At 60.6% G+C, this 259-nt stretch carries 1 protein-coding gene; it reads left to right on the top strand.

Going from position 1 to position 259, the window contains the following annotated elements:
• A partial coding sequence (locus BIU91_RS18040; RefSeq protein ID WP_139196848.1) for a tetratricopeptide repeat protein occupies positions 1–259 on the top strand: 259 nt, incomplete at both ends.

Raw genomic sequence — 259 nt, 5'->3', positions numbered from 1 at the left:
GTGGACGCGGCTAAAACAGACTTCAACAAGGCCAGGGAAACAGCGCCCGAATCATCAGCACCGCTGATCGCTCTTGGTAGACTGGCGCTGACTCAAGACGATCAAGCGGAAGCGCAGAAGCAGTTCCGGGCAGCAGTCAGGCTCGCCCCGGATAGCCGCCAGGCGCTTCAGGGGCTGGCGACCGTTCTGGATCGCGAAGAAACCACAGGTTTCATGCGGGAGATTCTCAAAGAGAATCCGGAAGCGACCGGCCCTCGCC

This window comes from Curtobacterium sp. MMLR14_002, from assembly GCF_001864975.1.
In the GTDB taxonomy this organism is placed as follows: domain Bacteria; phylum Actinomycetota; class Actinomycetes; order Actinomycetales; family Microbacteriaceae; genus Curtobacterium; species Curtobacterium flaccumfaciens.
Note: the sequence above shows the minus strand (reverse complement) of the source record. Positions and strands in the feature narration are given on the sequence as shown.